The organism is Holdemanella hominis (assembly GCF_014306155.1).
Lineage (GTDB): Bacteria > Bacillota_I > Bacilli_A > Erysipelotrichales > Erysipelotrichaceae > Holdemanella > Holdemanella hominis.
Genome location: NZ_JACRWH010000014.1, coordinates 17,593 through 42,409, shown reverse-complemented (window position 1 = coordinate 42,409; position 24,817 = coordinate 17,593). Strand labels below are relative to the sequence as shown.

At 34.9% G+C, this 24,817-nt stretch carries 20 protein-coding genes, 2 tRNA genes and 3 pseudogenes; 20 read left to right on the top strand and 5 right to left on the bottom strand.

What is annotated here, in order from left to right; all coding sequences use genetic code 11:
• The 13 genes and pseudogenes from H8911_RS05270 to H8911_RS05210 all read left to right on the top strand — a co-directional run.
• Positions 1–456, top strand: a pseudogene (locus H8911_RS05270) (hypothetical protein); the annotation flags it as partial.
• Positions 457–507: 51 nt separating this feature from the next.
• Positions 508–1,708 (top strand): annotated as a pseudogene (locus tag H8911_RS12920) (iron-containing alcohol dehydrogenase).
• Between the two features lie 43 nt (positions 1,709–1,751).
• Positions 1,752–3,098, top strand: coding sequence for an aldehyde dehydrogenase (locus tag H8911_RS05260; protein WP_186998915.1), 1,347 nt, complete (start codon positions 1,752–1,754; stop codon positions 3,096–3,098).
• Positions 3,099–3,114: 16 nt separating this feature from the next.
• Complete coding sequence (locus H8911_RS05255) at positions 3,115–3,600, top strand: hypothetical protein (RefSeq protein ID WP_117925530.1); 486 nt, start codon at positions 3,115–3,117, stop codon at positions 3,598–3,600.
• A gap of 11 nt (positions 3,601–3,611) precedes the next feature.
• The gene (locus tag H8911_RS05250) at positions 3,612–3,881 is read left to right on the top strand and encodes an ACT domain-containing protein (RefSeq protein ID WP_117925531.1); all 270 of its coding nucleotides are present in this window, start codon (positions 3,612–3,614) and stop codon (positions 3,879–3,881) included.
• A 12-nt stretch (positions 3,882–3,893) separates the two neighbouring features.
• Complete coding sequence (locus H8911_RS05245; RefSeq protein ID WP_117925532.1) at positions 3,894–5,249, top strand: PFL family protein; 1,356 nt, start codon at positions 3,894–3,896, stop codon at positions 5,247–5,249.
• Positions 5,250–5,414: 165 nt separating this feature from the next.
• Positions 5,415–6,086 (top strand): annotated as a pseudogene (locus H8911_RS05240) (amino acid ABC transporter ATP-binding protein); the annotation flags it as partial.
• Complete coding sequence (locus tag H8911_RS05235; RefSeq protein WP_186998914.1) at positions 6,083–7,174, top strand: aminotransferase class I/II-fold pyridoxal phosphate-dependent enzyme; 1,092 nt, start codon at positions 6,083–6,085, stop codon at positions 7,172–7,174. The pseudogene H8911_RS05240 and the gene H8911_RS05235, both read left to right, overlap by 4 nt.
• 29 nt (positions 7,175–7,203) lie before the next feature.
• Positions 7,204–7,716: a DUF1307 domain-containing protein gene (locus H8911_RS05230; protein WP_186998913.1), complete on the top strand. Its 513-nt coding sequence runs from the start codon at positions 7,204–7,206 to the stop codon at positions 7,714–7,716.
• Positions 7,717–7,758: 42 nt separating this feature from the next.
• Positions 7,759–8,379: a metallophosphoesterase gene (locus tag H8911_RS05225; RefSeq protein ID WP_186998912.1), complete on the top strand. Its 621-nt coding sequence runs from the start codon at positions 7,759–7,761 to the stop codon at positions 8,377–8,379.
• 32 nt (positions 8,380–8,411) lie between these two features.
• Positions 8,412–9,134, top strand: a complete 723-nt coding sequence (locus tag H8911_RS05220) for a GntR family transcriptional regulator (RefSeq protein ID WP_186998911.1) — start codon at positions 8,412–8,414, stop codon at positions 9,132–9,134.
• Complete coding sequence (locus tag H8911_RS05215; RefSeq protein ID WP_186998910.1) at positions 9,131–9,970, top strand: ROK family protein; 840 nt, start codon at positions 9,131–9,133, stop codon at positions 9,968–9,970. Before H8911_RS05220 ends, H8911_RS05215 begins: the two co-directional genes overlap by 4 nt.
• 36 nt (positions 9,971–10,006) lie before the next feature.
• Positions 10,007–11,371, top strand: a complete 1,365-nt coding sequence (locus H8911_RS05210) for an MATE family efflux transporter (protein ID WP_186998909.1) — start codon at positions 10,007–10,009, stop codon at positions 11,369–11,371.
• A gap of 70 nt (positions 11,372–11,441) precedes the next feature.
• On the opposite strand, the gene H8911_RS05205 is transcribed toward H8911_RS05210, so the two are convergent.
• A tRNA-Glu gene (locus H8911_RS05205) sits at positions 11,442–11,517 on the bottom strand.
• A 541-nt stretch (positions 11,518–12,058) separates the two neighbouring features.
• On the opposite strand from H8911_RS05205, the gene H8911_RS05200 reads away from it, so the two are divergent.
• The 3 genes from H8911_RS05200 to H8911_RS05190 all read left to right on the top strand — a co-directional run bounded on the left by H8911_RS05200 (position 12,059) and on the right by H8911_RS05190 (position 16,596).
• Positions 12,059–13,321, top strand: coding sequence for a substrate-binding domain-containing protein (locus tag H8911_RS05200; RefSeq protein ID WP_186998908.1), 1,263 nt, complete (start codon positions 12,059–12,061; stop codon positions 13,319–13,321).
• A gap of 96 nt (positions 13,322–13,417) precedes the next feature.
• Positions 13,418–14,926 carry a sugar ABC transporter ATP-binding protein gene (locus tag H8911_RS05195; RefSeq protein WP_186998907.1) on the top strand — a complete coding sequence of 503 codons (1,509 nt, stop codon included), beginning with the start codon at positions 13,418–13,420 and terminating at the stop codon, positions 14,924–14,926.
• 11 nt (positions 14,927–14,937) lie between these two features.
• Positions 14,938–16,596, top strand: coding sequence for an ABC transporter permease subunit (locus H8911_RS05190; protein ID WP_117925541.1), 1,659 nt, complete (start codon positions 14,938–14,940; stop codon positions 16,594–16,596).
• Positions 16,597–16,611: 15 nt separating this feature from the next.
• Here the strand turns inward: H8911_RS05190 and pfkB are convergent, their stop codons facing one another.
• Positions 16,612–17,523 carry a 1-phosphofructokinase gene (gene pfkB, locus H8911_RS05185; RefSeq protein ID WP_186998906.1) on the bottom strand — a complete coding sequence of 304 codons (912 nt, stop codon included), beginning with the start codon at positions 17,521–17,523 and terminating at the stop codon, positions 16,612–16,614.
• Between the two features lie 158 nt (positions 17,524–17,681).
• On the opposite strand from pfkB, the gene H8911_RS05180 reads away from it, so the two are divergent.
• The 3 genes from H8911_RS05180 to H8911_RS05170 are packed head-to-tail and all read left to right on the top strand — an operon-like array spanning position 17,682 to position 21,641.
• Entirely contained in the window at positions 17,682–18,944 is a 1,263-nt protein-coding gene (locus tag H8911_RS05180) for a zinc-binding dehydrogenase (RefSeq protein ID WP_186998905.1), read from the top strand.
• A 58-nt stretch (positions 18,945–19,002) separates the two neighbouring features.
• Positions 19,003–19,764: a DeoR/GlpR family DNA-binding transcription regulator gene (locus H8911_RS05175; protein ID WP_186998904.1), complete on the top strand. Its 762-nt coding sequence runs from the start codon at positions 19,003–19,005 to the stop codon at positions 19,762–19,764.
• A gap of 23 nt (positions 19,765–19,787) precedes the next feature.
• Positions 19,788–21,641, top strand: coding sequence for a PTS mannitol transporter subunit IICBA (locus H8911_RS05170; RefSeq protein WP_186998903.1), 1,854 nt, complete (start codon positions 19,788–19,790; stop codon positions 21,639–21,641).
• A 19-nt stretch (positions 21,642–21,660) separates the two neighbouring features.
• Here H8911_RS05170 and H8911_RS05165 read toward each other — a convergent pair whose 3' ends face one another.
• The 3 genes from H8911_RS05165 to H8911_RS05155 form a co-directional block, all read right to left on the bottom strand.
• Positions 21,661–22,197, bottom strand: a complete 537-nt coding sequence (locus H8911_RS05165; RefSeq protein ID WP_186998902.1) for an LOG family protein — start codon at positions 22,195–22,197, stop codon at positions 21,661–21,663.
• A 65-nt stretch (positions 22,198–22,262) separates the two neighbouring features.
• The gene (locus H8911_RS05160) at positions 22,263–23,627 is read right to left on the bottom strand and encodes a sodium-dependent transporter (protein ID WP_186998901.1); all 1,365 of its coding nucleotides are present in this window, start codon (positions 23,625–23,627) and stop codon (positions 22,263–22,265) included.
• Positions 23,628–23,767: 140 nt separating this feature from the next.
• A tRNA-Glu gene (locus H8911_RS05155) sits at positions 23,768–23,843 on the bottom strand.
• A 148-nt stretch (positions 23,844–23,991) separates the two neighbouring features.
• Here H8911_RS05155 and H8911_RS05150 point away from each other — a divergent pair.
• Positions 23,992–24,816: a DegV family protein gene (locus H8911_RS05150; RefSeq protein WP_186998900.1), complete on the top strand. Its 825-nt coding sequence runs from the start codon at positions 23,992–23,994 to the stop codon at positions 24,814–24,816.
• Position 24,817: the final 1 nt, after the last annotated feature.

The following is a 24,817-nucleotide window of genomic DNA, read 5'->3' as shown; positions in this document are numbered from 1 at the left end:
ATTGAAATCACAGGAAATACTTCATATAATTTTAATGAAGAAGATGTGTATAATCTATTCTATATATGTCGAAGTATTTATGATCAGTCTATTTATGAAGGAACGAGTAATCATTTTGGGCTTGTGAAAAGCAGTGTGTTAAAAGTCGTCAAGACATTAACGGATGTAGAATGGTTGGATTTAGAAGAATTAGAGGAAAAGGAGGAGATTGAAATGTGTGAAGCTGAAAAGAGATGGCTGGAAGTAAAGTCAAAGGAATGGGAAGCTGAAGGGATAAGAAAAGGAATCGAACAAGGAATCGAACGAGGTATTGAACAAGGAATCGAACAAGGCAGTGAGAAAAAAGAACTTGAAATGTATCAAACAATGGTAGACAAAGGATTCAGTATTTCAAGTATCGCATCCATCTTCTCAGTAAGTGAAGAGTCGATTGAAAGGCTGTTGATGAAAGCATAAAGGTATGGACATGAACGTGTCCATATTTTTTATAGTTGAAAAAGTGAACAAATGAATATAAAGTATACAAAGTTAACTAAATGGTGGCGCTTTGCGTATACATTCAAGAAAATATATTGTCGAATTTTTCAGAGTTGTTTTAAACTAGTGATTCCTATTTTACCTTATCGAACTCCTGAAATATTAAAGAGTACATCTTTAATTTCTTATATTTGCATGGATAATCATATATCTAAAGTGATGGTTATTACTGATTTTACTGTGCATCAATTAGGGATATTAAATCGTATGTGTGAACACTTAGATCATCATTCTATTTCATATGTCATTTATGATAAGACGGTCGCAAATCCTACAAGTGATAATGTAGAGGAAGCAAAAAACTTATATTTATCTTCTAATTGTCAAGCTTTAATTGGTTTTGGTGGAGGATCCAGTATGGATTGTGCTAAGGCCGTTGGTGCTAGACTTGCTCGTCCTAAGAAACCACTATCAAAGATGGAGGGAATTTTAAAGATATGGAAGAAACTTCCATTGTTGATTTGTGTACTTGCCATAGCTAGAACAGGAAGTGAAACAACTTTTGCGGCTGTCATTGTAGATTCAAAAACACGTCATAAATATGCGATCAATGATTTTAATTTGATTCCTGATTATGCCGTTTTAGATCCAAAACCCACTTTATCCTTGCCTCCATTTATTACGGCATGTACTGGTATGGATGCTTTAACCCATGCGATTGAGGCTTATATTGGTGATTCGACTACAAAGAAGACGCGTGCATATGCGTTAAAGGCTACAAAACTAATTTTTGAGAATATATAAGGTGTATGAAGACGGAAATGATTTAGAAGCTAGAAGCAATATGCTCGATGCTGCCTACTATGCTGGGCATGCCTTTACAGTATCCTATGTAGGATATGTGCATGCGATTGCTCATCCATTAGGTGGAAAATATAATATTGCGCATGGACTAGCTAACGCAACATTACTTGATGTTGTATTGAAAGAATATGGAGAAAGTGTGTATAAGAAGCTCTATGAAATGGCTCTGTATTGTGGCATCTGTAATGCGAATGATTCCTATAAGGTTGGGGCTGAGCGTTTTATTGAACAAATCACTTTAATGAAAAAGTATTTTGGCATCTCATCTACATTTAGTGAATTAAAAAATCGGATATACACAAATTGGCTATTTACGCAGATCATGAAGCCAATCCATTATATCCAGTTCCAGTTTTATGGGGTGTAAAAGAGTTAGAAAAAGTGTATGATTTTGTAGTGGAGGATTAAGTATGGATCCAATCGTTTTAAAACAAAGAGAATTTTATAAGCAACATAAAACTCTAGATATTAATTTTAGAATAAATGCCTTAAAAACTTTAAAAAAGGCGATTTTAGCTTATGAAGACAGAATTAATGAAGCTATTAAAATGGATGTCGGAAAATCAAATTTTGAAACTTATATGTGCGAAGTTGGGTTAGCTTTAAGCGAATTGACTTATATGGTAAAACACATTCGTAAGTTTGCTAAAGAAAGGAATGTATATACACCATTGTCTCAATTTTTGTCGCGTAGTTTTGAAAAGCCGAGTCCTTATGGTGTGGTGTTAATTATTAGTCCTTGGAATTATCCTTTTTTACTTTCTATTGACCCCTTGATTGATGCACTTGCAGCTGGAAATACGGTGGTATTAAAACCTAGTGAATTTAGTCCATACACATCACAAGTAATCAAAGATATGATTGAAGAATATTTCGATCCAGAATATGTGGCTTGTGTACTTGGAGATAGTGAAGTGAGTTCTAAATTATTGGATTCAAAATTTGACTATATTTTCTATACAGGATCAAAACGTGTAGGAAAAATTGTGATGAATAAGGCGAGTCAATATTTAACGCCAGTCACTCTAGAATTGGGAGGGAAAAGTCCTTGTATCGTAGATAAAGATGCAGATATTAAATTGGCGGCACGAAGAATTGTGTTTGGAAAATATTTGAATTGTGGACAAACCTGTGTAGCTCCAGATTATATGTTGGTACACGAATCTATAAAAGACCAGTTTATCGAATGCGTGATATTTGAAATTAAGCGTCAATATGCGAGCTTAGATGATTATGGTCATATTATTAATGAAAAGCACTATAAGAGGATTTTAGGGTTGATTGATATGGATAAGGTTGTCTATGGTGGAAAACATCATAATCTACAAATTGAACCAACGGTATTGGATCGTGTGGATTTTTCAGATCCTATTATGCAGGAAGAGATATTTGGTCCTGTTATGCCAATATTGACATATTCAAATTTAGATGTTGTTATAAATAAAATCAATTCTATGCCTAGCCCACTAGCTTTATATATTTTCACAAATAATAAAGAAGTATCTAAGAAAGTAACGAGTGAAGTATCCTTTGGCGGTGGCTGTATCAACGATGTTGTGATTCATTTAGCTACTAGTAATATGGGCTTTGGTGGTGTTGGCGAAAGTGGGATGGGTTCATACCATGGAAAGCGTGGTTTTGATACGTTTAGTCATACAAAGAGTATTGTGGATAAAAAAAGAATCATTGATTTACCTATGCGTTATCAGCCTTATACAAAATTGAATGAGAAATTGATTCGCTTTTTCTTAAGATAATCTTTATAATGGTGGTATGAATAAAAAAGAAAAATTTGCGTATGACATCGATTTTGGTGCCATTATGGACTATGTAGAAAACCGTTTTATGCTAGTAATAAAAGATGAAGATTGGACACAGGAGGAAATTGATATGTTGAATAGTGGTATTGATCTTCATTTTTGTTACACAAACGATATTGCCGTATTTGTGCTTGAAGGTGGCGATATTGATTCCAGTGATTTTTATTTCAATGTTCAAGAGTGTGATTGGAAAGAGCATTTGTTTAAAAGTGATTGTCTAGATGTAGAAATTGTATTGGTTGATAAGGCAAATGACATTTGTTTCAAGAAGTCACATACTTTGACAAAAGAACAAAGCCAAAGTATTAAGGATTGTCTAAATCAACAAAATGAGGTATCCTTTATGCCAAGTGAATATGATGTGAATGTGCAAGGAATCCAGAGTGCATATGAACCATATGAGCTTATACGCTTTGAAAAATGCGAAATCAAATTTTAAGGAGAAAGATGATGAAGGCTGTTATTAGTGTAATTGGAAAAGACAAAGTAGGAATCTTGGCTATGATTGCCAATGAATGCGCAAACTACAATCTAAATGTATTGGATGTAACTCAAACAATCGTAGATTCTATGTTCACTATGACTATGATGGTTGCGATTGATGAAATGAGCATTCCATTAAATGAATTTGCGGAGAAAATGGAAAACTTAGGAAAAGAAAAGAATCTAGTCATTCGTTGTATGCATCAGGATATTTTCAATTCTATGCACAAAATTTAATGAGGTATTCCTATGCAAACAAATGAAATTTTAGAAACAATAAAGATGATTGACGAAGAATATTTGGATATTCGTACGATTACAATGGGTATTAGTTTACTGGATTGTATGGATCCAGACATTCATGTGTCATGTCAAAAAGTAGAAGAAAAGATTTGCCACTTAGCCAAAGACTTAGTAAAAGTTGGAAACGATTTTAGTAAGATTTATGGTATTCCTGTTGTAAATAAACGAATTAGTGTAACCCCAATTGCGATGTTAGTGGCTTGTTCAGGGGGAAATCCAGTTGAATACGCATTAACTTTAGAGCGTTGTGCTCAAAAATTAGGGGTTGATTTTATTGGTGGATATTCTGCACTGGTACAAAAAGGATATGCAGCAGGGGATAATGAATTGATTGAATCTATTCCTGAAGCCTTGGCAAAGACGCAGCATGTGTGTGCTAGTGTCAATGTAGGTAGTACAAAAGCAGGTATCAATATGGATGCCGTTGCGCAGATGGGGCGTATTGTGAAGCGTTGTGCTGAATATACAAAGGATGACAATTGTTTAGGAGCAGCTAAACTTGTTGTATTCTGTAATGCGCCTGAAGACAATCCATTTATGGCTGGTGCCTTCCATGGTGTAGGTGAAGCCGATTGTGTAATTAATGTTGGTGTATCTGGCCCTGGTGTTGTACGTGCTGTATTAAGTAAAGCCGATAAATCATTGCGTATGGATCAGATTGCAGATTTAATTAAGCGCACAGCCTTTAAGATTACGCGTATGGGGCAGTTGGTTGGAACTGTTGCGAGTGAAAAACTGGGTGTTCCATTTGGGATCGTGGACTTGTCTTTAGCTCCAACTCCAGCTATTGGTGATAGTGTTGCCTATATTCTAGAGGAAATGGGATTAGAAACTTGTGGTGCTTATGGAACAACGGCTTGTTTAGCCATGTTGAATGATGCTGTTAAAAAAGGCGGCGTTATGGCAACGAGTAATGTTGGTGGATTATCTGGTGCTTTTATTCCTGTAAGTGAAGATGCAGGTATGATTCATGCGGCAAGAACAGGTGCATTAAAATTAGAAAAATTAGAAGCTATGACGGCAGTATGTAGTGTTGGATTGGATATGATCGTAATTCCAGGAGAAACAAGTGCAAGTGTTATTTCAGGAATTATTGCAGATGAAGCTGCAATCGGTATGGTTAATACAAAGACGACAGCCGTACGTGTGATTCCTGCGATTGGAAAAGATGTTGGTGAAGAACTAGACTTTGGTGGTTTATTAGGAGCAGGTCCTGTCATGCCAATTTCTCAGATTTCAAATGATGTCATGATCAATCGTGGAGGAAGAATTCCTGCGCCATTACAAGCATTAAAGAACTAATCGTTTAGGGAGCTTTTTGCTTCCTTTTTATATTGCGTTTTATATGGTTAGATTATAGAGTATGTATGATTTAAAAAAGCTTTAATTAAAATGCTAATTTAATATTCAGTTATATTTTAGAGAGAAAAAATGGAATGACGTCGAAGAATGTTATGAAAAAATGGGAGCATAGAAGTCAATAAAGGGGATATTATCTCGTTGATTGGTCCGAGTGGTTCAGGGAAAAGTACGTTGTTACGTTGTATTCATGGCTTGGAACATGTGGATACAGGTAAAATTTATATGGATAACGAATGGATGAATCCGGATGATGAAAAGAAATTTCGTGCACAAAGAAATCGTATGGGATTTGTATTCTAGCATTTTAATTTGTTTCCAAATATGTCGGTTTTACAAAATTGTAAGTTAGCACAGGTAGAAGTTTTAAATAAAACGGATGAAGAAGCTGAAAAAACAGCTTTAGAGTATTTGGATAAAGTTGGATTATTAGAAAAGAAAGATGCATATCCTAATAACTTGTCTGGTGGTCAAAAACAGCGTGTAGCGATTGCCAGAGCCTTATGTATGAATCCAGATATTATGTTGTTTGATGAACCTACGAGTGCATTAGATCCAGAAATGATCAAGGAAGTGCTTGAAGTAATGAAGGATCTAGGTAAGCAAGGTATGACAATGGTTGTGGTTACACATGAAATGGGATTTGCGAGAAAGGTAGGCACTCGAGTTGTTTTCTTGGATCAAGGTGAAATTGTAGAAGAGAATACGAGTGAAAAGTTTTTTGAAAATCCTCAGTCTGAACGTGCAAAGGATTTCTTGAGTAAGGTATTCTACGAATGAGATTGCCTGATTTTAAAGTCGAACAATGGATGAATGATTATGAAAATGATGCCATCTACAATATGACGGATACATGTGTTAAATCTCTTACGTTACAGGAATTGTTGGATTTGGAAGACTTTGATTTTTCAAATCTAATATTAGATTATGGTCAAGTCACTGGGGATATTGAATTGAAAAAGGAAATCCTATCTTTATATGAGCATGGAACAATTGACAATATCACAACAGCACAAGGTTGCTTGCAGGCAAATGAATTGGTGATGAACACTTTATTAGAAAAAGGAGATGAAGTCATTAGTGTGGTTCCTGGATATCAGCAGTTTGTGGATGTTCCAAAATCACTTGGGTGTAAAGTGCATTTGGTTGAACTGGACGAATGGGATTGGCAGGTTAGTGTGGAAAAGTTTAGAGGTGTTTTAAATTCATCAACGAAAATGATTATTTTAAATAATCCCTCGAATCCAACGGGGACAGAATATTCTAATGAGTTTCTAAATACATTGATTGAATTGTGTAAACCCTATAATAAATATATTCTTTGTGATGAAGTATATCGTGGCTTAAATGAGGAAGTCTCGATTAGTGATATATATGAAAATGGAATTTCAACATCAAGTTTAAGTAAAATGTTTTCACTGGCTGGATTACGTCTTGGATGGATCAAAGCCAATGAGTATGTGATTCATCAAATCAATATAAGAAGAGATTATTCAATGATTTCTACAGGTCCTTTAGTGGACAAATTGGGATGGATTGCCCTTAAGCATAAGGATGAATTGATTTTAAGGGCTAAAAATATTATTTCAACAAATAAAAATATCGTTCATGAATGGCTTAAAGATAATCCTTCGTTTGAATGTGTATTACCAAGTGGTGGTACGGTTTGTTTTTTGAAGTATTATTTTGATTTAAAAAGTGAGACGTTTGCAAAATTATTATTGGCAGAAAAAGGCGTTTTCTTTGTGCCGGGATCGTGTTTTGATAAAGAATATTATTTTCGTTTAGGCTTGGCTCAAGATAGTAAATTATTTAAGGCTGGCTTGAATGAACTTTCGAACTTTGTGGATGAACATTTGATTTCATGATAAAATGATTTGCGTAAGGGGGAATACTTATGCGAGTTCAATATTTGTTGTGTGCATGTTTATTGCTCTGTGGCTGTACAAAAGTGAGTGATCTTACGCATCAAAAGAGTAAATCAACTGAAAAGGCGCCGGTAACAGTAAAAAAGACAAATAAAGTAAAGGTAATTGATTGTAAGAATGATTCTTCGCAACAAGTTACTTTTGAAGCTAAGGGGGATAAGATTCAAAAGATGACACAGAAGTTTGCGATGAGCTTTTCAGATTTAGGTATAACAGAAGATATGAATTCTGAACAGATTCAATCTAAGATCAATTCTTCATTGGATGATAAATATAATTCGATTGAAGGCGTTCATGTATCTACTGAATTAAAAGAACAGCAGGTTGAAGTGACGTTGGAAATGAATTTTAAAACAGCAAATATAGATACGCTGATTGAAAGTGGCTTATTAGATAAGGGTGAAGCTCAATCGGATTATGTAAGTTTGAAAAAGACGCAAAGTGCTTATAAACAAGAAGGATTTGCGTGTATGATAAAATAGCGGGTCTTCCGCTATTTTCTATTTGAAAGGATGAGTTAAAAGATGCGTTATTATATTGCGGATACACATTTTTTTCATCGTTCGTTGAATGAAAAGATGGATCAAAGAGGTTTCGAAGACATCGAGCAAATGAATGAATATATGATTGATCAATGGAACAGTAAAGTTCGAAAGAATGATGAAGTTGTTGTTTTGGGAGATTTTTCATGGGGAAACGCAAGTCAAACAACAGAGATTTTGGATGAATTAAAGGGAAAAATTTATTTGATTCGTGGAAATCATGATCGTTTCTTGGATGATAAAAACTTTGATGCTTCGCAATTTGTTTGGATCAAAGATTATGCGGAATTAAATGAGAATAAACGAAAAGTAGTTTTATCTCATTATCCAATTGCGTGCTATAACGGACAATATCGAAGAGATGAGGATGGAAACCCAAAAACATTTATGTTGCATGGGCATATTCATGCGACGCAAGATCAGCAATTTTTAGATGCTTATCAAGAGTATATTCATCAACAAAAACACCCAAGAATTAGTGATGGCCAATTAGAGGGTGTGCCTTGCCAACTTATTAATTGTTTTTGCATGTATAGCGATTATGTGCCAATGACATTAGATGAATGGATTGAAATTGACAAGCAAAGAAGAAATATCCTATAATTGTTATAACAAATATATAAGGAGATCAAATTATGCATAAGTTGGATACAACGTCGGGTCATCTTCCTTACTATAAACAAATAAAGGAGTTCTACAAAAAAGATATCCAAGATGGAGTCTTGGCTATAGGAGATCGCGTTGACAGTGAAATGGAAATTCAAGAGATGTACGATGTTTCAAGAATTACAGCAAGACAAGCTATTCTTGAATTAGAACAGGAAGGTATGGTAAAGCGTGGACGTGGCAAGGGTACGTTTGTGACATATAGACCTAAAATCAAAGAGGAGTTGTCGCATATCCGTAGTTTTACAGATGAAATGACAGCTTTAGGAAGAACGCCGGGAACTAAGTCTTTTCACATCACAAAAGAAATTCCGGATGAAGCTACAAGAGAATTGTTTGGCTTGGACGAAGAAATGATGTATTGCGTTCGAAGAGTTCGTACCGCAGATGATGTGTTATTGGTGTATTTTGTGTCTTATTTTCCTTTAAGTTTGAATATACCTTTGAATATGGAAGAACAAACACAGTCTATTTATGAAGTGATTGGTGCACCGACAAGAATAGATGAAGAGTTTTCTGCGATTAATCCGAGTGAAGAAATCTGTTTAGCTCTGAAGATACGTAAGGAACAGCCTGTTTTAGCTCGTAAGCGTGTTTCTTATGATAAAAAGAAGAAAAAGATAGAGTATACAATGTGTTACTATCGTGGCGATTTATATAGTTACACAATTTCAACATCGCAAAAATTATGATTTTAACGATCGACATTGGTGGTACCAATATTAAATATGGATTATGCGATGCGTCAGGGAATATCCAACAAAAAGGGGGATATCCTACTTTAGATACGGCAGATAAAATCGTTCAATCCATTTGTGAATTACCATTTGAATATACTGGAATTGCGATCAGTATGCCTGGAATCTTGAATGAAGATCATTCAAAGGCGTTTATTACGGGTAAACTGACTTTTCTATCGAACTACCCTTTAAAGGAGCGGTTGGAAGAAATTAAAGGTTGTAAAGTGACAATTGAAAATGATGGTCGTTGTGCAACGTGGGCTGAACTTGGATTTGGAAATTTGATACATTCAAAGAATGCTTTGGTTGTGGTTCTAGGTACATATATTGGGATGGGTATAGTGATTGATCATAAGGTATATGAAGGTTCACATTTATTGGCAGGTGAATATTCAGATGCGCATATGGATACAGAAAAAACTTTTAAGAATACCATGGCTACATGCTTTGGAAAAGATGGTCTTGAAAGAGCGACGGGTTTAACGGGTAAAGAACTTTTTGAACATTTAGATGATGAAAGAGTATATGCAGGTTTTAACAAATATTGCCAAAATTTGGCTTGGATGTTAAACAATCTTCAGTTGCTGTTAGATGTGGATACAATTTTGATTGGTGGAGGTATATCGGCACAGCCTAAACTGATTGCGTGTATCAAAGAAAATATGATGGGTTTGACACAATGGTTTCCAACTTTAGAGGAACCTGTTATCAAAGCTTGTAAATTTAACAATGATGCTAATTTATTAGGTGCATTGTGTTACTACAAAAATAATACCGAGAATCATTAAGCGTTCTCGGTATTTCTTACTTAGAGGGGGAAGGGCATGAAATCGTTAATTGGTGATATGAAGTTTTATCGAATGGTTTTGATTGTATGTATTCCGATTGTTATACAGAATGGTTTTACCAATCTTGCCAGTTTATTAGACAACGTTATGATTGGACAATTAGGAACGCTATCTATGAGTGGTGTATCTATTTCAAATCAGTTATTTCAAGTGTTTAATGTGAGTGTTTTTGGTGCAATGTCAGGTGCTGGAATATTCTTGGCACAATTTTATGGACGTGGAAACAGGGATGGTGTACACAATTGTTTCCGAATTAAAATGTTGCTTGGCATTTTGATTTCAATATTGGCCATATGCATTTTTAAAGTGTTGGGTCCTTCATTGATTTCATTATATCTAAATGATGATCCGACAGATAGTTTGACAACTTTGAACTTTGGTAAGCAGTATATGGATGTTATGCTGATTGGACTCATTCCTTTTGCGATTACACAAGTATATTCTTCTTCATTAAGAGAAACGGGAAATACAGTTTTACCAATGAAGGCTAGTGTTATAGCGGTTATTGTGAACTTTTGCATTAACTATATCTTGATTTTTGGTCACTTTGGGTTTCCTAAACTAGGAGTTATTGGTGCGGCCATTGGTACGGTTATTTCAAGAGTTGTAGAGATGGGGATAAATGTAGCGGCAGGCTATAATAACAAATATTTAAGGGATGCGATGCGTTTAGATAAGATATCGGGTGATATATTTAAGAATGTTGTTAAAAGAGGAATTCCACTATTGTGTAATGAAATATTGTGGTCGATATCCATAGCGCTTATTTCTCAATGTTATTCAACAAGAGGACTTGAGGCTGTGGCGGCCATCAATATTACAACAACAGTAACCAATTTTTTTATGATTATTTGTTATGCAATGGGAAATTCGATTTCAATCATTGTAGGTCAAAGACTGGGTGCTGGTGAAATTGAATATGCCAAAGACTATGATTTGAAGATGGTATTTATGAATTTTATGATGTGTTTATGTATTGGTGTGGCATTGTTTGGATGTTCATCCTTTATTCCTCAAATCTATAATACGTCTATAGAAGTAAAGTTATTAGCAACATCTTTATTAAGAGTTTCAGCTTGTATGCTTCCAATTATTTCTTTATATTACAGTAGCTACTTTACAATGCGTGCAGGAGGAAAAACATTGCTTACCTTCTTCTTCGATAGTGGATATACATTCATGTTTACGTTTATGGTTGCACTATGTTTAACTCGTTTTACGAATTTACCTATATTCAATGTGTACTTATTGGTGCAATGTGTGGATATTCCTAAGGCAGTATTAGGAATCACATTAGTCAAAAAGGGGATTTGGATACATAATATTGTCAATGAACTTTAGCCTTCTTGTTGGAAGGCTTTTTCATTTAAAAAGCAAAAAAAAGAAGTCCTTTCGGACTTTATTTTAACAATGGTGACGCGTACGGGATTCGAACCCGTGAATGCATGCGTGAAAGGCATGTGAGTTAACCGTTTCTCCAACGCGCCATGTATATTAAACTTGTCTTTCCTGACAAGTGCTAGTTAATAATACTATAAGATTTTATATATTGCAAGCAAAAAAATTAATTTTTTTGTTTATTTTTTTGACGGTTTATATTTATTTGTCGTAGGTAAAGAAAATAATGCATTTAATGTATCATATTGTATATGATAAAGTCTAGGGATTTAGTAGGAATATAGGTTATGTTTAATGTTAAATATATGTAAAAAATAGTGTGGTTAAATTAAATTTGGTTATAAATAAATTTTAAAAAAAAACGATTGAAAGCGCTTGCAGATATGTGTTATGATACAGAAGTAAAAAGACGCATCCCATTGATTAGGATATAAAGCGGACATTAAAAGTGTATAACAGATAATATAAATTGATTTCACGACAAATGGCTTTGTTTCGAGTATAATTTATAAATTCATTTTGAAACACCCAGCTGCAAATCATATTATATGTATGTCTCTATATAGAAATTATGTGAAGTATCCTTTTGGGAATTGTGTCTTAGAGTAAAAATCTATACAGGAGGATAATATGAACAAAAGATTTTTAACAATTGCTGCAGCTTTATCTATGGGTGTTGCATTAACTGCTTGTAGCAGTGGAGGAGGAGATGAAGGAAAAACTGGTGGTTCTAGTGTTGCGAATGCTGACAAACCTTTAGTATGGTATAACCGTCAACCTTCCAACAGTTCAACTGGTGAATTAGACATGGATGCATTAAACTTCAACAAAGATACTTATTATGTTGGTTTCGATGCAAATCAAGGTGCTGAACTTCAAGGACAAATGATTAAAGAATATATCGAAAAGAATATCGATACATTAGATCGTAACGGAGATGGCGTTATCGGTTACGTATTAGCTATTGGTGATGTTGGTCACAATGACTCTATTGCTCGTACAAGAGGTGTTCGTAAGGCATTAGGAACTGGTGTTGAAAAAGATGGTGAAATCGTAAGTGATCCAGCTGGTATTAATAATGATGGTAAATCTAAGAGTGTTCAAGATGGCTCGTTAGAAATTAATGGAAAAACTTATACAGTAAGAGAACTTGCTTCTCAAGAAATGAAAAACTCTTCAGGTGCTACTTGGGATGCGGCTACTGCTGGTAACACAATCGGTACATGGACTGCTTCATTCGGTGATGAAGTTGACGTTGTAGCTTCTAACAATGATGGTATGGGTATGTCAATGTTCAATGCTTGGTCAAAAGAAAACAAAGTTCCTACATTCGGATACGATGCTAACTCAGATGCAGTTGCTGCAATCGCTGAAGGATATGGTGGAACAATTTCTCAACATGCTGACGTTCAAGCTTATTTAACATTAAGAGTATTACGTAATGCATTAGATGGTGTTGATATCGATACAGGTATCGGTACAGAAGATGATGCTGGAAACGTATTAAGTTCAGATGTATTTACATACAATAAGGATCAACGTTCTTACTATGCATTAAACGTTGCTGTTACTGCTGACAACTATAAAGATTTCTTAGATTCAACAGTTACTTATGCTCCAGTTTCTAACCAATTAGATGAAAAAGATCACGCTAAGAAGAGTGTTTGGTTAAATATCTACAACGCATCTGATAACTTCTTAAGTTCAACTTACCAACCATTATTAGAAAAATATGATGACTTATTGAATTTAGATGTTGAATACATTGGTGGAGATGGACAAACTGAATCTAACATCACAAACCGTTTAGGAAATCCAGACAAATATGATGCATTCGCAATTAACATGGTTAAGACTGACAATGCAGCTTCTTACACAGGAATCCTTAAATAAATAATTCAAAAATAACATAGGGATTAAAATTATTAGGGAGAAATTATTTCTCCCTAATATTATTTAGATAGTAGTAAACAAAATAGGAGAGATTTTATGGCAGATAAGAATGAAGAACTAGTCTTATCTATACGCGGAATGAGTAAGTCCTTTGGACGTAACCGTGTTTTGGATCATATTGATTTAGATTTAAAACCAGGTACAGTTATGGGACTTATGGGAGAAAATGGTGCTGGTAAATCAACAATGATGAAATGTCTATTCGGGACATATCAAAAAGATGAAGGTACAATTTTCTTGGAAGGAAAAGAGATTAACTTTTCTGGACCAAAAGAAGCACTTGAAAATGGTATTGCCATGGTACACCAGGAATTGAATCAATGTCTTGAAAGAAATGTTAAAGATAACCTATTCTTGGGACGTTATCCTACAAATGCTTTTGGCGTAGTAGATGAAGATCGAATGAAAAAGAAATCATCTGAGCTTTTTAGAAAGCTTGGTATGACAGTGAATTTAGATACACCAATGCGTAATATGTCTGTTTCGCAAAGACAGATGTGTGAAATTGCCAGAGCAATTTCATATAATTCAAAGGTTATCGTACTTGATGAGCCTACATCTTCTTTGATGACACAAGAAGTTAATAAATTGTTTGATATGATGCGTATGTTGAAAAAACAAGGTATTTCGCTAATTTATATTTCTCATAAAATGGATGAAATTTTTGAAATTTGCGATGAAGTATCAGTTCTAAGAGATGGAAAAATGGTTATGACAAAACCTACTTCAGAAACCAACATGAATGAGTTGATTGCAGCCATGGTAGGTCGTTCATTGGATAACCGATTCCCACCTGTTGATAATGCTCCTGGAGAACCAATGTTATCTATTCAACATGTATCAACAAAATATGAGCCATACTTAAAAGATATTACATTTGACGTTAAAAAAGGTGAGATTTTCGGTCTATATGGTTTGGTAGGAGCTGGACGTACAGAGTTGTTAGAAACGATTTTCGGTATCCGTACTAGAGCCTCAGGTCGTGTTTATTTTGACAATAAATTAATGAACTTTAATAGTGCTAAAGAAGCAATTGAACATGGTTTTGCCCTGATTACTGAAGAGCGTAAAGCAAATGGATTGTTCTTAAAGTGTGATTTAACATTCAATACAACGATTGCGAATTTACCTTCTTATATGAGCAAGGTAGCACTTTCTGATAATAAGATGATTCAAGCTACGAATAAAGAAATCAAAACCATGAGAACTAAGTGTATGGGACCAAATGATGCGATTACAAGTCTATCTGGTGGTAACCAACAAAAAGTTATCTTCGGTAAATGGTTAGAGAGATCACCAAACGTATTCATGATGGATGAACCTACACGTGGTATTGACGTAGGTGCTAAATATGAAATTTACGAATTGATCATCAAAATGGCTAAACAAGGAAAAACTATTATTGTAGTTTCAAGTGAAATGCCAGAAATCTTAGGTATTACAAATCGTATTGGCGTTATGTCAAATGGACGCTTAGCCGGAATTGTAAATACAAAAGATACTAACCAGGAAGAGTTGTTAAGACTCAGTGCAAAATACCTATAAAGGAGATAATTATGACAAATACAGTTACAAATATTCTTAGTCATGATGAAGAGCTTGCACTACGTAAACCTATTGAGGATTATGTAGGAAAGATCCAAGCTGAAATTGATGAACTAAGAGAAGAAGGAACAAATAAAGTATTGGAATATTCTGAAGAAATCGAGGTTCTAAAGAGAGATAAAATTTATACTAAAAGCGAAAAAGAAGCTCGTATTTCAGAATTAAATGGTAAATTACAAAAAGCCAAAGAAATCGAGGCTAAAAACAAACAGCCAATCAATGATAAAATTGCAGTAGCTGAAAAATATTTAAAGGATCACTATCAAACAGATTACTACAACAAAGTTGTTGAAAGTAATAAGTATGAGGTTCAAAAAGCTAAGGCAGACTATGATAAAAAATTAAAAGAATTAGAAAAAGAACACAAAGATATTTTATCAGGTCTTAGTGATAAAGAAGAAATTAAAGAAGAGAACTTTATTTATAAGAACCGTTTATTCGATGCAAAACTTGAATATACTAAAAATATGCAAGAGGCAAAAGATCGTAAACATGATGCGTTTACATTTGAATATCACTTAATTGACTTATTGAAGATGTCAAATTTCTCGTTTGCAGAAAAACAAGCTCAAAAAATTGAAAACTACAAGTACTCATTTAATACTCGTGATTTTTTATTGAAAAATGGTTTGTATATTGCGATTATTTTAGTATTCATTTTCTTATGTATCATTACACCAATTAAGAAGAATGGTTTACAACTTTTTACTGTTAATAACATTTTAAGTATTATGCAACAAGCATCTCCAAGAATGTTCTTGGCATTAGGTGTATCTGGTTTAATTATGTTAGCTGGTACTGACTTGTCTGTTGGACGTATGGTTGGTATGGGTATGACAGCTGCAACAATTATTATGCACAATGGGCCTAACACGGGTTCAGTATTCGGTCATGTATTTGACTTCTCAACTATGCCGGTTGGCGGAAGAATTCTTTTAGCATTAGTTGTTTGTGTTGTGTTATGTACAATGTTTACAACGATTGCCGGTTTCTTTGCGGCTAAATTTAAAATGCACCCATTCATTTCCACAATGGCTAATATGTTAGTTATCTTTGGTTTGGTAACTTATTCAACAAAAGGTGTGTCTTTTGGTGGTATTGATCAATCTATCCCAGGAAAGATTATTCCTAAAGTCGGTGGCTTCCCAACGATTATTTTGTGGGCAGTAGCTGCAGTTGTGATTGTTTGGTTCATTTGGAATAAAACAAAATTTGGTAAAAACTTATATGCCGTAGGTGGAAACCCAGAAGCTGCTTCTGTATCTGGTATTTCAGTGTTTAAGGTTACTCTTGGTGCCTTTATGTTGGCAGGAATCTTATACGGATTTGGTTCTTGGTTAGAGTGTATTCGTATGATTGGTTCTGGTTCAGCTGCGTATGGACAAGGATGGGAAATGGATGCAATCGCTGCCTGTGTAGTAGGTGGTGTATCATTTACTGGTGGTATCGGTAAAATTTCTGGTGTAGTAGTTGGTGTATTGATCTTTACTGCATTAACTTATTCATTGACAATTCTTGGTATCGATACTAACTTACAGTTCGTATTCTCAGGAATTATCATTCTTATCGCCGTAACTCTTGACTGCTTGAAATACGTACGTAAAAACTAATTAATTAAAAAACTCTTAGTTTTCGCTAAGAGTTTTCTTTATGTTTTCTACATCTTCTTTTGTGGCAAGACCTACTTGGAAGGCACTTGCACTACCACAACACAAACCATTGATGAATGCTTTATCATAGTCGGTTGTTTCTAAATATCCTGCAAGGAAACCTGCAACCATCGAATCACCAGCACCAACAGAATTCACTACCTCTCCTTTTGGCGCTTTACTTTGAATCACTTCATTATTATCACTTACAAGCACTGCACCTTGTCCTGCCATAGAAATCAATACGTTTTGAGCACCCATTTCCTGTAGCTTTTTGGCGTAAGGAATGACTTCATCTCGAGTGTTTAATTCGACATTAAAGATTTCACCTAATTCATGATTGTTGGGCTTTATTAAGAAAGGTTTATATTTTAATACTTTTAATAATAGGTTGTTTGTCGCATCGACAACAACTTTTATTTTCTTTTTCTGAACACGTTCCATGATTTGTTCATACATTGTATCTGGTAAAGTACTTGGAATGCTTCCTGAAATGACGAGAATATCTTTTTCTGTTAGATCATCTAATTGATTGAATAATTCTTGAATGTCTTCTGGCTGAATATCAGGCCCCATACCATTGATTTCTGTTTCTTCATCTGATTTCATTTTTACGTTGATTCTAGATAATCCTTTCTTTACATGAATGAAATCTGTTTTAGCTCCATAACTCTCTAATCGATGTTCAATTTCTTCCCCTGTAAAACCTGCCATAAAACCTAGAGCTGTACTTTCGTGTCCAAGATTGGATAGGACAATTGAAACGTTAATGCCTTTTCCTCCGGGAAGGATTTCTTCTAATTTTGTTTTATTAATGATACCAGGCTTAAAATGATCGACTTGAATAACGTAGTCTAATGAGGGGTTAAAAGTAATTGTATAAATCATAATGATCTCCTTTTCTTTATCTAATTATAGGATACTCCTTTTATTGTTGTTTCGCAAGTTAAATGTTTTCGAAATAACAGTTGACAATTAAAATAATTCGGTTATTATGTAGGTGTAGCTTTTGAAACAACAATTTACATAGAGAGGAGACTTTTAAAATGAAAGCAAAGGCAGTGCGATTACATGGAGCTAATGATTTAAGATTAGACGAATTTGAATTACCAGAAATTAAGGAAGATGAGATTTTAGTAAAGGTTGTCTCAGACAGTGTTTGTATGTCAACTTACAAATGTGCCATCTTAGGAGTGAATCATAAACGTGTTCATGAAGATGTTGCGGATCATCCAGCTATTATGGGACATGAAATGGCAGGTGATATTGTTAAGGTGGGTGCTAAGCATCAAGACAAATTTAAACCGGGAATGAAGTTTACTTTACAACCAGCATTAAACTATAAAGGAACAATGTGGTCACCTGGTTATTCTTATGAATTTTTTGGTGGAGATACAACTTACTGCATTATTCCAGCTGAAGTAATGGAGCTAGGATGCTTACTTGAATATAAAGGTAAAGCGTATTATGAAGCTAGTTTAGCTGAACCAATGTCATGTTCGATTGGAGCGTTTAATGCAGCTTATCATACACAGATGGGTGTGTATAAACATGAAATGGGAATTAAGAAAGATGGAAAACTTGCGATTCTTGCAGGAGCAGGCCCTATGGGACTGGGCGCATTAACATATGCGTTGCATAGAGATATTCGCCCTAAAATGGTAGTGGTTGCGGACGTAAATCAAGAAAGATTAGATCGAGCAGCTCACTTATTCCCGGTTGAAGAAGCGGCAGCTGATGGAATTGAATTGCATTTCGTGAATACAGGAAAGATGGAAGATCCAGCAGCCGGCTTAAAAGAAATTACAGGTGGAACTGGTTTTGATGATGTATTCTGTTATGCACCGGTTGAAGCGGTTGTGGAATTGTCAAGCGCTGTATTAGGCCGTGATGGATGTTTAAATTTCTTTGCGGGACCTACGGACAAACAGTTTAGTGCAAGAATGAATTTTTACGATGTTCACTATAATTCGACACATGTAATGGGAACTACAGGTGGAAATACAGATGATATGATTGAATCTTTACGCTTAACAGCAGAAAATCGTATTGATCCAGCTGTTATGGTTACGCATATTGGTGGTTTGAATGCAGCGGCTGAAACAACATTAAATTTGCCTAAGATTCCAGGCGGAAAGAAGTTGATTTATACGCATTTAAATATGCCATTGGTTGCATTAACAGATTTAAGAGAAATGGGAGAAAAAGATGATCGATATACTGCGTTGGCAGATATCGTAGATGCTCATAAGGGATTGTGGTGTCCTGAAGCAGAAGAATATTTATTGGCTCATTTTGAACAAGAATAGATTTTATTAAACCGAGAATCTTGTGTATACTAAATACAGTAAATACAGGAGGTATTGTATGGAAGTAATGGATCAAAGAAGAAACGAAATTGTAGAGTTTGTGAATGAAAACCAAACGGTAACTTTTACACAATTAAAAGAAAAATTTCCTTCTGTGTCTGAAATGACATTGCGTACTGATTTAAAATATTTAGATCAAGTTAAAAGAATTGTTCGAATTCATGGGGGAGCCAAATCTATGGATGTGGTTTCTGGAAATGATGATGTATTAAAACTTCGTTACGGACGGAATGCAAACGAAAAGAAAGAGATAGCGCAAAAGGCATTATCATTTGTAGAACCAGCTAAGACAATTTTTGTAGATTCAGGTAGTACGACTACATTGTTGGCACATGTTTTAAATAATCAAAATAATATTTTTTATACAAGTGGCTTAACGTGTGCTATAGAGATGGCAAAACTTTCTAAATCGAAAGTGTTTGTGACAGGTGGAAATCTAAATATGCGCAGTTTTAGTGTCAACGGAATGGATGGACTTCGCTGCTTAGAGAAGGTCAACTTTGATGTTGCGTTTATTGGTGTAACTCGTTATGCGAAAGATACGGGGTTTACGTGTGAATCTTTAGAGGATTGTGAGTTAAAGCGAAAGGCAATTGAAAGATCTAAAAAAGTGATTGTGTTAATGGATTCTAGCAAAGTGGAAAGAAAGGGTACATATACAATTTGTGATTTAGATCAAGTGGATGTATTGATCAGTGATTCGTTACTTTCAGATAGTTTTAAACAAGAATGTGAAAAACGAGGACTATCTGTATATTAAAGAAGTCCTAAGAAAGGACAATTATGAAAACAACTCTTCAAAAGCTTGGTAAAAGCTTATCTGCGATGGTTATGCCTAATATTGGTGCTTTTATCGCTTGGGGATTTATAACAGCTTTATTTATTGCGGACGGATGGTTACCAAATGAACAATTGGCATCGATTCAACCATATATGTTGAATTATTTATTACCAGTATTAATTGCGGCAACCGGAGGAAGAATGGTTGGCGGTGATCGTGGACTTGTGGTGGGGTCGATTGCGATTATTGGATGTATTGCCGGTGTTGGTGGAACCCAAGGACAACCTATGTTGATGGCAGCTATGGTTATGGGACCATTTTCTGGCTGGGTAATTAAAAGATTTGATCAAATGACGGATGGACATATGCCTGCTGGCTTTGAAATGTTGATCAATAATTTCTCTGTCGGTATTTTAGGTATGTTGATTGCGATATTAGGATACTATATTATTGGCCCTTTTATGACAGGTATTTTGACGGTGTTAACATATGGAGTTGATATACTTGTAAATAAGGGATTGATTCCTTTGGTAGCAATCTTTATTGAACCGGCTAAGGTTTTATTCTTAAACAATGCGATCAACCATGGAATATTTACACCAATTGGAGCTGAACAAGCTGCACAAACAGGCAAATCCATAATGTATATGTTGGAGGCTAATCCAGGTCCTGGTTTAGGTGTACTATTGGCTTATTGGTTATTTGCGAAAGACAAAGCAACGAAAGATTCTGCGCCTGGAGCTATTATTATCCATTTCTTAGGTGGAATTCATGAAATTTATTTTCCATATATTTTGATGAATCCAGTTGTGATCGTTGCTCCAATTTTAGGGAATATTTGTGCAATTGCCTTTTACTCTATTTTCAATATTGGATTGAAAGGTCCATCGAGTCCAGGTTCAATTATTGCCTTCTTGTCTATGGCAGAAAAAGGCTCTGTGTTCATGACAGCATTAGGTGTTTTGATTGCGGCTGGCGTATCATTCTTGGTGGCAAGCCCAATTGTTAAGCTCGCTGGGGAAAAGAATTTGGATGAAGCTAGTAAAAAGATGCAGTCTATGAAAGCAGAAAGTAAAGGAAGAAGTGAAGCTTTATTAGATGTTTCTTTGGTTCGTAAGATCGTATTCGCGTGTGATGCAGGTATGGGATCTAGTGCAATGGGAGCTACTAAATTTAGAAACCGTTTAAAAGGTGTGCGACCAGACTTAACTGTAATTAATACTTCTGTGGATAATATTCCAGTGGATTGTGATGTTGCGGTCGTACAAGAAACTTTGGTAGAGCGTGCAAAAAAATCTGCACCTTTTGCGAAAATAGTTACAATATCAAACTTCTTGGCAGATCCAGCTTTAGATAATTTGTTCTTCCAGTTGTCGACTGGAGATTCGATTATGACAGAAGCAGTTAAGGAAGAGGACGAAATAAAACCGGTTCAAGAAGATGTTATTCAATTGGATGGAATTAAATTAAACCTTCCTTCTGTATCAAAAGAAGAAGCGATTACAGAGGCTGGTAAGTTGTTAAGAGAATTAGGCTATGTGGATGGCGCTTATATACCGGCTATGTTAGAACGTGAAGAATTAGTAACTACATATATTGGTATGGGATTGGCTATTCCTCATGGCACTACACATGGTGATGATGTGATTCATAAAACAGGTATCGTATTGCTTCAATATCCGGATGGAATTCAGTTTGGGGATGAAAAAGCACAGCTTGTTATTGGTATTGCAGGTAAGGGTGGAGAACATATGGAAGTGTTATCTAAAATATGTTTGGCCCTTGAAGATGAGACCGTACTCAATAAAATGAAGACAACGAATGATAAAGAGTGGATATTAAAACAATTATCATAATAAAGAAGGACGAGAAAATTTACTCGTCCTTTAATTTGCTTGCGATTTCATCGATTGAATCTAAGAAATAGATGTTTTGTTGCTGCTTTGGTGTGGATAATTCACAATCAATCATGTGCTGTAGGAATGCTTTTAAATGATCGTAATATCCATTCACATTATAGAAAATGCATGGGCATTCAAGTTGGTATAGTGAAAGTTTTGATAAGATTTCACTGACTTCTTCTAATGTTCCAGTTGCGCCTGGAAAGGCAATGAAAGCATCGCCAAGTTCAATCATTCTTGTTCTTCGATCGGCAATATCTTTTTCAATGTACAGCTCGGTAAGATTATCCATGTGGACACCTTCATCCACAAACATTTGTGCTTCTACACCAATTACTTTGCCACCCGCATTTAATGTGCTATTGGCTAGTTCTCCCATTAATCCGGTTTTAGATCCACCGAACACTAATGTATGATTGTTTTTGGCAATCCATGTTCCTAATTCTATTATTTTTGTTTTAAAGTCTGGATCATTTCCATAGGCTGATCCTAAATATACTGTAATGTTCATAAACTACCTCCTACAATTAGTTTACATTAAAATTGTACACAAAAAAAGCTTAGCACAAGCTAAGCTTACATGGAAATAAATCCAAATGCGTTCGCAATTGAACTTAATAAAATAATGAATGCGAAAATAGGACATAAGTATTGAATCATGAAATTGAATATTTTCTTACGTTTGAATGAATTTCCATCTTTTGTGATTTCTGCTTCGACTTTTTCTAATCCAACAACTCTTGAAACAAAGATACAAATCGCAATGGCAGCGATTGGCATCATGACTGAGTTTGTCAAGAAATCAAAGAAGTCTAAAAATTGCATTCCGATGATTGTTACATTTGACAATGGACCATAACCTAAACATGATAGTGTTCCTAACCCAATCATAATAATGCCTAAAATAATTGTAGATTTTTTTCTAGACCAATGTAATTCATCTTGGAATGTGGATACAGCACTTTCGGTTAGCGCAATAGAGCTTGTGATAGCTGCGAATAACACCAACAAGAAGAAAATGATACCGATACCTGTACCTAGTCCCATACTTGCGAATACTTTAGGGATTGTGATGAACATCAAGGATGGGCCAGCTTTTAATGTTTCCATATCTCCACCTGAAAAAGAAAATACAGCTGGAATAATCATCAATCCTGCCATAATCGCAATGGCTGTATCGAAAATTTCTACGTTTTCTGTTGAACCTTCAATGGAAACATCTTTTTTCATATAAGAACCAAATGTGATTAAAATACCCATCGCAATGGATAACGAATAGAACATTTGTCCCATAGCACTTACTACGGTCATCCATGAAAAATTATCAAAATTTGGAATTAAGAAATATTTAACACCTTCAAAAGCGCCAGGTCGACTGATTGAATATCCTGCAATGATTACAGATAGTACGACAAGAACTGGCATCATAAATTTGGATACTCTTTCAATTCCGTTTTGAACTCCTGCATAAATGATGGCGAGTGTAAAGAAAGTAAAGAGTATAAAACATATTTCTGTAGATACTCCGTTTGAAATGAAGTTTGGAAAATATGTATCTGTGGCAAGTAATTTTGCATCACCTTTTAAATATTCGAATAAGTACTTGATGACCCAACCTCCGATTACAGAATAATAGGGTACGATCAAGATGGGAATAATGGCATTGATCCATCCGGAAAATGATGCAAACTTTGTCTTTGCGAAAGTATGAAAAGCTCCCACTGGACTTTTCTTTGTCATTCTACCTAATGTCGTTTCGGCTATGATCATTGTATAACCAAAAGTTAAGGCCAGAACAATGTAAATAAGTAGGAAGATTCCTCCTCCGTATTTTGCGGCTAAATAAGGAAACCGCCAAATGTTACCAAGGCCAACACTGGCTCCAGCGGCAGACAAGACAAATCCTAATTTGCCAGAAAATGTACTACGTTTATTGTGCATAATATAAACACCCTTTCTCAATGATTTAGATTATATCATCTATGAAAGGGTTTACGCAAATTTGTGAAAAAATAATGTTAAGTTTTCTGAAAAATGTATTTTGAATAAAAAAAGAAGTCCTTTCGGACTTTGTTTTAAAATGGTGACGCGTACGGGATTCGAACCCGTGAATGCATGCGTGAAAGGCATGTGAGTTAACCGTTTCTCCAACGCGCCATGTATATGAGACTCGTCTTTCTTGACAAGTGCTCACTTATATTACTACATGATTTTAATTAATGCAAGTATTTTTTTAAAAAATTTGACAGATTGTTTTAATAGTATATAATGTGAACAGTTAATTAAGTTAACTAAGGAGAAAAATATGATTCGATTATTAGTAGATTCAGCGAGTGATTATACGCAAGAAGAGATTAGAAATAAAAATTTATATTTTGTGCCATTACAAATTCAGATTGAAGGAAAGAATTATTTGGATGGTGTTGATATTGATAAGGAAACGTTTTATGAGAAGATGATGAATTCAAAAGAATTTTTTAAAACATCACAACCATCACCACAAGAATTTTTAGATATCTTCGAAGAAGTGAAGAAGAAACAAGAGACATTGATTTATTTATCTTTATCGAGTAAGCTAAGTGGAACATATCAGAGTGCTTGTCTGGCAAAAGACATGGTGGATTATGAAAATATCTATATTGTAGATACATTAACTGCGGTTGCTGGAATTCGCTTACTATGTGAAGTGGCGATAAACTGGATTGATGAAAATAGAAGTGTTGAAAATATTGTATCTGGCTTAGAAGAATTAAAAGAACATGTGCATATTTATGCGGGTTTAGATACATTGGAATATTTGGCTAAGGGTGGAAGAATTTCTAAGACAGCAGCGGCTATTGGAACTTTAGCAAGTATTAAACCAATTATTTGTGTAGACCATGGAGAAGTTGTGGTTGCCGGTAAGACACGTGGTGTAAATAAGGCAACGAGTGTTGTATGTGAAAAGATGCAGTCAGATATTGTTGATACATTGTATCCAGTTTATACATTGTATTCATATGGTTTAGAGAATGTTGAAAAATTAGAATCAAAACTGGATTTAGATGTGAATCGTGTTCGTATTGGTTCAACAATTGGAGTTCATATTGGACCAAATGCATTTGGTGTTTGTTTCGTATCTAAACTATAGT

What these genes read in the sequence shown, in the direction of transcription:
- H8911_RS05260 (WP_186998915.1), top strand. Translation starts at nt 1,752, where the DNA reads ATGGATCCAATCGTTTTAAAACAAAGAGAATTTTATAAGCAACATAAA.
- H8911_RS05255 (WP_117925530.1), top strand. Translation starts at nt 3,115, where the DNA reads ATGAATAAAAAAGAAAAATTTGCGTATGACATCGATTTTGGTGCCATT.
- H8911_RS05250 (WP_117925531.1), top strand. Translation starts at nt 3,612, where the DNA reads ATGAAGGCTGTTATTAGTGTAATTGGAAAAGACAAAGTAGGAATCTTG.
- H8911_RS05245 (WP_117925532.1), top strand. Translation starts at nt 3,894, where the DNA reads ATGCAAACAAATGAAATTTTAGAAACAATAAAGATGATTGACGAAGAA.
- H8911_RS05235 (WP_186998914.1), top strand. Translation starts at nt 6,083, where the DNA reads ATGAGATTGCCTGATTTTAAAGTCGAACAATGGATGAATGATTATGAA.
- H8911_RS05230 (WP_186998913.1), top strand. Translation starts at nt 7,204, where the DNA reads ATGCGAGTTCAATATTTGTTGTGTGCATGTTTATTGCTCTGTGGCTGT.
- H8911_RS05225 (WP_186998912.1), top strand. Translation starts at nt 7,759, where the DNA reads ATGCGTTATTATATTGCGGATACACATTTTTTTCATCGTTCGTTGAAT.
- H8911_RS05220 (WP_186998911.1), top strand. Translation starts at nt 8,412, where the DNA reads ATGCATAAGTTGGATACAACGTCGGGTCATCTTCCTTACTATAAACAA.
- H8911_RS05215 (WP_186998910.1), top strand. Translation starts at nt 9,131, where the DNA reads ATGATTTTAACGATCGACATTGGTGGTACCAATATTAAATATGGATTA.
- H8911_RS05210 (WP_186998909.1), top strand. Translation starts at nt 10,007, where the DNA reads ATGAAATCGTTAATTGGTGATATGAAGTTTTATCGAATGGTTTTGATT.
- H8911_RS05200 (WP_186998908.1), top strand. Translation starts at nt 12,059, where the DNA reads ATGAACAAAAGATTTTTAACAATTGCTGCAGCTTTATCTATGGGTGTT.
- H8911_RS05195 (WP_186998907.1), top strand. Translation starts at nt 13,418, where the DNA reads ATGGCAGATAAGAATGAAGAACTAGTCTTATCTATACGCGGAATGAGT.
- H8911_RS05190 (WP_117925541.1), top strand. Translation starts at nt 14,938, where the DNA reads ATGACAAATACAGTTACAAATATTCTTAGTCATGATGAAGAGCTTGCA.
- pfkB (WP_186998906.1), bottom strand. Translation starts at nt 17,523, where the DNA reads ATGATTTATACAATTACTTTTAACCCCTCATTAGACTACGTTATTCAA.
- H8911_RS05180 (WP_186998905.1), top strand. Translation starts at nt 17,682, where the DNA reads ATGAAAGCAAAGGCAGTGCGATTACATGGAGCTAATGATTTAAGATTA.
- H8911_RS05175 (WP_186998904.1), top strand. Translation starts at nt 19,003, where the DNA reads ATGGAAGTAATGGATCAAAGAAGAAACGAAATTGTAGAGTTTGTGAAT.
- H8911_RS05170 (WP_186998903.1), top strand. Translation starts at nt 19,788, where the DNA reads ATGAAAACAACTCTTCAAAAGCTTGGTAAAAGCTTATCTGCGATGGTT.
- H8911_RS05165 (WP_186998902.1), bottom strand. Translation starts at nt 22,197, where the DNA reads ATGAACATTACAGTATATTTAGGATCAGCCTATGGAAATGATCCAGAC.
- H8911_RS05160 (WP_186998901.1), bottom strand. Translation starts at nt 23,627, where the DNA reads ATGCACAATAAACGTAGTACATTTTCTGGCAAATTAGGATTTGTCTTG.
- H8911_RS05150 (WP_186998900.1), top strand. Translation starts at nt 23,992, where the DNA reads ATGATTCGATTATTAGTAGATTCAGCGAGTGATTATACGCAAGAAGAG.